The organism is Actinotalea ferrariae (genome assembly GCF_019733465.1).
GTDB lineage: Bacteria > Actinomycetota > Actinomycetes > Actinomycetales > Cellulomonadaceae > Actinotalea > Actinotalea ferrariae_A.
In genome coordinates, this window is the sequence record NZ_JACVQL010000302.1 from 1 (window position 1) to 4,528 (window position 4,528).

5 protein-coding genes are annotated in these 4,528 nt (G+C 77.3%); 3 read left to right on the forward strand and 2 right to left on the reverse strand.

The genetic code is table 11. The annotated features are described in order from the left end of the window. Positions 1–969: nucleoside-diphosphate sugar epimerase (locus ICW40_RS18325; RefSeq protein ID WP_221655438.1), on the reverse strand; the 969-nt coding region annotated here is incomplete at its 3' end. Between the two features lie 78 nt (positions 970–1,047). On the opposite strand from ICW40_RS18325, the gene ICW40_RS18330 reads away from it, so the two are divergent. After that, positions 1,048–2,541, forward strand: a complete 1,494-nt coding sequence (locus ICW40_RS18330; RefSeq protein WP_221655439.1) for a zinc-dependent metalloprotease — start codon at positions 1,048–1,050, stop codon at positions 2,539–2,541. Here the strand turns inward: ICW40_RS18330 and ICW40_RS18335 are convergent. Beyond that, on the reverse strand, positions 2,538–3,161 hold the full coding sequence (locus ICW40_RS18335; RefSeq protein ID WP_221655440.1) for a M48 metallopeptidase family protein: 624 nt from the start codon (positions 3,159–3,161) through the stop codon (positions 2,538–2,540). The genes ICW40_RS18330 and ICW40_RS18335 overlap by 4 nt on opposite strands. Before the next feature lie 222 nt (positions 3,162–3,383). On the opposite strand from ICW40_RS18335, the gene ICW40_RS18340 reads away from it, so the two are divergent. Together ICW40_RS18340 and ICW40_RS18345 are read left to right on the forward strand one after the other, a co-directional pair. Further along, positions 3,384–3,542 carry a DUF5679 domain-containing protein gene (locus tag ICW40_RS18340; RefSeq protein ID WP_221655441.1) on the forward strand — a complete coding sequence of 53 codons (159 nt, stop codon included), beginning with the start codon at positions 3,384–3,386 and terminating at the stop codon, positions 3,540–3,542. Positions 3,543–3,707: 165 nt separating this feature from the next. Then, positions 3,708–4,528, forward strand: an 821-nt coding sequence (locus tag ICW40_RS18345) for a ThiF family adenylyltransferase (RefSeq protein ID WP_221655442.1), incomplete at its 3' end; no start/stop codon positions are given.

The window sequence follows — 4,528 nt, forward strand, 5'->3', positions numbered from 1 at the left end:
TACGACACGCGGCTGGTCGAGCTCGGGCTGCGCGTCGTCCGTGCGGCGACCGCGCACGCCGGCGAGCAGCACGTCCAGGCACGCCCGGCCGTCGTGCTCCGGCCGCCAGCCCGCCTCGCGCAGCCGCGCCGGCTCGACCGTCCACGGGTAGACGGTGAACGCGAGCTCCTCGGCGGGCGCGGGCAGCACGCCGACGCGGTGCAGCCGCTCGGCCGTGCCGAACGCCGTCACCGCGGCCAGCTCGATGGTCCGCATGCCGGCGATGCGCGCGACCTCGTCCGGGTGCAGCACGGGCTCGGCCGCCACGGTGGCCGAGCCGCTCCAGCCCTCACGCACCGCCACCTCGACCGCCGCGGCGACGTCGTCCACGTGGACGAGCTGCCACGGCCGCTCGACGCCGCGGACCGCGAGCAGCCGCGGTGCCGCGAAGTGCCTGGTCACGAGCGTGTCGACGCCGGGCCCGACGACGGCCGCGGGGCGCAGCACGAGGATCCGCGGCCCACGCGCGCCGCGTCGGGCGGCCCGGGCGAGGACCGACTCGACCGCCACGAGGTCGCCGACGAGACCCAGTCCCGGCGTCGTGAGCGCGGGCTCGTCGTCGCGGATCACGGCGCGGTCGGGCGCGGCACCGTGGACCATCGCGGACGTCACGGCGACCAGCTGCCCGACCTTCGCCGCGCGGGCGCCCGCGACCGCCCGCTGCGCGAGCGCCACCGCGGCGGCCCGTCGCTCGGCGGAGTCCCCGGGCGTGGTCAGCGTGAGGTCGGCCGGGTCCGCGACGAGGACGACGGCGAGCGCGCCCGTGAGCGCCTCGCCCGGAGCGTCCTCCGGCAGGTCCGGCAGGGCACGCACGAGCCCGTGCCACGGCCCCGCGGCCAGGCGGTTGACGACGGCCGCGGCGATGGGCCCGGCCCCCACGACGACGACGTCGTCGCCGTCGCTGCGCCCAGAGCGAAGTGCCGTGCTCATGCCGGGCACGCTCCCCTCGCCGTGGTCGTTGTGTGGTTACCGTGGACCTTCCCAGCCCATCGTCTCAGGAGCCTCCCGATGAGCACGCCGCCGCACGACGACGACCAGGGACGCGGTGTGCCCGCGCAGTGGGAGCAGCTGCTCCGGCAGGTGCTCGGCCCCGCGGCCGACGACGTGATCCGCGAGATGTCCGAGCGGGGCGGCATGGAGGCGCTGGGGCTGACCGGACCCGACGGTCGCCAGCTCGACCTGGCCGGCATGGCCGCCGCCGCGGGGCTGCCGAGCGACCCGGCGGCGCTGGGCCAGGTGCTCGGCCAGATCCAGCGCATGCTCGCGACGAGCGGCGACGGCCCGGTCAACTGGGACCTCGCGCACGACCTCGCACGGCAGGCCGCCGTGGCCGAGGGCGACCCGAGCGTCTCGGAGGCCGACCGCCGCGAGGTGACGTCGGCGTTCACCGTGGCCGAGCTGTGGCTCGACACCGCGACGAACCTGCCGCCCGCCGGTGGGCCGCGCCAGGCGTGGAGCCGCTCGGAGTGGGTCGAGCACACCCTCGGCACGTGGCGGCTGCTCGCCGAGCCGGTCGCGGCGTCCGTGGCGGACGCGCTCGCCACCGCGCTCGCGACGCAGGCGCCCGACGGGATCGACGCCCTCGGCAGCCCCGAGGCGGTCGCGGGCGGTGCCGGCGCCATGATGCGGCAGCTCGGCGGCGCCGTGTTCGGCATGCAGGTGGGCCAGGCCGCCGGCACGCTCGCGCGCGAGGTGTTCGGGACGACCGACATCGGGCTCCCGCTCACCGAGGGCCGCGGCGTCGCGCTCCTCCCCCGCAACGTCGCAGCGTTCGCCGAGGGGCTCGACGTGCCCGCCGAGGAGGTGCGGATCTTCCTCGCCGTGCGCGAGGCCGCCCACGCCCGGCTGTTCACGCACGTCACGTGGCTGCGCGCGCACCTGCTCGGCGCCGTCCAGGCCTACGCGCGCGGGATCACGATCGACACCGACACCCTCGAGGAGGCCGTCCGGTCCATCGACCCGACCGACCCGACGGCGCTCCAGGAGGCGCTCTCGGGCGGCGTCTTCTCCCTCGGCACCACGCCCGAGCAGCAGGCGGCGCTCGCCCGGCTCGAGACGGCGCTCGCGCTGGTCGAGGGCTGGGTCGACGAGGTCTCGGCCGCCGCGACGGCGGCCCACCTGCCGCACACGTCGGCGCTGCGCGAGATGATGCGCCGTCGCCGCGCCGCCGGCGGTCCGGCCGAGGACACGTTCGCGACGCTCGTGGGGCTCGAGCTCCGGCCGCGCCGCTCGCGCGACGCCGCGTCCCTCTGGGCGCGCGTCGCAGCCGACGGCGGGGTCGACGCGCGCGACGCAGCGTGGGGCCACCCGGACTTCCTGCCGACCGCCGAGGACCTCGACGACCCGGGCGCGTTCGTCACGCGGCGCGCGGCGCTCGGCGACGAGACGGACGTCGACCGGGCGATCGACGAGATCTTCCGCGCCGACGAGGCGGACGGGTCGGGCGACGCCGGCGGCTCGGGCGGCGGCACCGATCCCGGCAGCGGACCGACGTCCCGCTAGCCGTCGTCGACCGCGCCCAGGTCCACGACGTCGTCCGTCTCGGCGTCCTGCGCGCCGTCCTCGGCGGGGCCGTCGGGACCCGGTGCGTCGGCGGCGTAGGCGAACCCCTCGAGGAAGCCCCGCGCGCGCTCGGTCCGCGGGTACGCCTCCACGAGCCGCCAGAACTCGGGCCCGTGGCCGGGCTGCAGCAGGTGGGCGAGCTCGTGCAGCAGGACGTAGTCGAGCACCCAGCGCGGCATGCCGCGCACGCGGGTCGAGATCCGGATCGTGCCCTCCGACGGGGTGCACGAGCCCCAGCGCCGACCCTGGTTGGTGGACCAGCGGACGCTGCTCGGCTGTGCGCGCCCGCCGAGGTAGCGCTCCGAGAGCTCGGCGGCACGCCTCGCCAGCTCCACGTCGGAGGGTCGGCGCTTGACGTCCTGCGAGGCGAGCCGCGTGACCATCCGTCGCACCCACTCGCGCTCCTGCGCGCGCGTGAACCGCGCGGGGATCGCGACCACGATGCGCCCGTTCTCGCGGAACGCCGTCACCGTCCGGACGCGGCGCCGGCTCCGGCGGACCTCGACGTCCGCGAGCGCCGCCTCGACGGCGGCGTCGAGGGAGGGGCTGGGCTCGGCCACACGAGCACGCTAGCCCCCACCGCCCCGCAGCTGCGGGAGGCGTCCCCAGCGGGTGAACGCGTCGCTCCGCGGCGCGCCGTGCGCCGCTGCGCGCGTGCGGCGTGCGTGCTGCGCACTACGCTGTCGATGCACGGTGACGCCCGGCCAACCCCTGGCCGCGGCTCACGTAGCCGGCCGGGTCGATCACGTCCGGTGCGCAAGCCTTCTGAACGGAGATACCTCATGGCCGACGAGACCTACAAGGGCGAGTTCTACTGCGTGAAGTGCAAGGAGAAGCGTGAGGCCGAGGGCGACGTCGTCGTCGCGAACGGTCGGCGGATGGCCAAGGGCGTGTGCCCCGTGTGCGGCACCAAGCTGAACCGGATCCTCGGCAAGGCCTGATCACAGCCTGACGAACTTCGAGAGGCGGCTCCCCGGTCGGGGGGCCGCCTCTCGCACGTCCGGCGGGCGCGCGTCCTCCGCGCCTGTGGACGACGCCCGCCGCGCACCGCCGCACGGCAGGCTGCCGTGGGCGGCCGACCGGTCGCCGTCGGCGGAGGGGGTCGGATGGGCGGACGTGCGGGCCGGACGCCCGAGGAGGAGCCACGGCTGCGCGGTCGGCTTCCGGTCCTGTGGCGCAGCGCCACCGAGGTGCAGGTCGGCACGGACCCGCGATGGTCCGTCGCGCTGAGCGACCTCACGCCCGGTGCGGTGCGTGCCCTCGGCGGTGTGCCGGCGTCGGCCGAGCGGCGCACGCTGGTCGCGGCCATGCGCCGGGCCGGCTGCGCGGAGGCCGAGGTCCGGTCGGTCCTCGCCCACCTTGCGGCGGCGCACCTGCTCGTCCCTCCCGTGCACCCCGACGCCTCGGGCGACGAGGGCGCATGGGCGCTCGTCGACGGTCGTGGGGACGGCGGCTCGACGTCCGCCCGGCGGGCGGGCGGCTCGGTCGCGGTGCACGGTCTCGGCCGGACGGGGACGGCGATCGCGGCGACGCTGGCCGCGGCCGGCGTCGGCACGGTCGTCCTCGTCGACGACGGCTCGGTCACGCGCCACGACGTGGGCGTGGGCGGCCTCAGGGTCGAGGACGTGGGGCTCGCCAGGACCGCCGCCGTCGGCCGCCTGCTGCTGGGCGTCGCACCCGGGGTCCGCACGATCGCGACGGGCCACGCGGACCTCACCGTGCTCGTCGAGCACCACGCGGCCGACCCGGTGCGCTACTCGGCGCTGCACGACGCCGGCCGCGCGCACCTCTCGGTCGTCGTGCGGGAGGCGTCCGTGCTGGTGGGTCCGCTCGTGCGGCCGGGCGCCACGGCGTGCCTGCGGTGCGTCGACCTCGCCCGCAGCCGGCGGGACGACCGCTGGCCGGCGGTCGCGGCCCAGCTGGCACG